The 533-nt window shown below is 61.0% G+C and carries 1 protein-coding gene; it reads left to right on the top strand.

The genetic code is table 11. The features are described from left to right. Positions 1–336, top strand: a 336-nt coding sequence (locus tag RI518_RS08005; RefSeq protein WP_310689844.1) for a hypothetical protein, incomplete at its 5' end; no start/stop codon positions are given. Positions 337–533: the final 197 nt, after the last annotated feature.

A 533-nucleotide genomic window follows, 5' to 3' on the forward strand; every position in this document is an offset into this window, starting at 1 on the left:
GTGTTCAACATCTCCGCAGGCGTGACCGTCCTTGCGGGGCATCTACAAGTGACCGTGACCGATGAGATCCTCGGTGGTGACCTCTTCGGGTGGCTCGTGTCGATCTTCACCGATGCGGTGCCGCTCCCGATCGTGGCGCTCATCGTGTTCGGCACGATCGGGCTTGCGTACTACATGGTGCAACGGACGTTCGTGATTCCGGTGTCGATGCTGCTGATCGTCGGCGCGGTGACCGTCGCGGAGTTCCCCCCGACGTTTCAGACCGCCACCGTCGCGCTTTCGATCCTCGGGTTCACCGTTGTGGCGTATGTGCTGTTCAACCGGGTGACGACATGATCGTCGAGCAGGTGTTCGCGTATTGGCGCTTCCCCATGTGGCTCTGGGCGGTGTTCATCGGTACGTTTGTGGGATACATCGGCATCATCATCACCAGAGCATTCCATGATTGAACTCACCAGCATCCCGCTCGTCGTGTGGGCGATCCGCTGGCGAGCACGTTGGTCTCGTTGCCCGCCTCGACCACCTCGACCGTG

It is taken from the genome of Pontimonas sp. (genome assembly GCF_031581085.1).
In the GTDB taxonomy this organism is placed as follows: Bacteria; Actinomycetota; Actinomycetes; order Actinomycetales; family Microbacteriaceae; genus Pontimonas.